General features: G+C 58.2%; 1 pseudogene. It reads right to left on the reverse strand.

Annotation, left to right across the window (positions count from 1 at the left end):
- Nucleotides 1-297: pseudogene (locus ACZYSM_RS29490) on the reverse strand (single-stranded-DNA-specific exonuclease RecJ); the annotation flags it as partial.

Below are 297 nucleotides of genomic sequence, written 5' to 3' on the forward strand. Positions count from 1 at the left end.
CGTGGGAACGATCTGTGATCTGACTTCCGCGGTTCGATATGGGCAATCATCAAGTGCACGGGTTCCTGCCCGCGAAACTCGTTGAGGTCCAGCTTGTAGGCCAGCTCGACCCACCGGATAGACGGGTTCGGCCAGATCTCACGATCGATACCAAACGCGATGCCGTCGAGTTTCAGCGATCCGCATTCGCTTTTGAGCACCACTTTCAGGTGTCGTTCACCGACGATGCGCTGTTCGACCAACTGAAACTCGCCATGGAACAGCGGCTCCGGGAAGTGCTGCCCCCAAGGACCTGCG

Source organism: Pseudomonas sp. F220 (assembly GCF_057813935.1).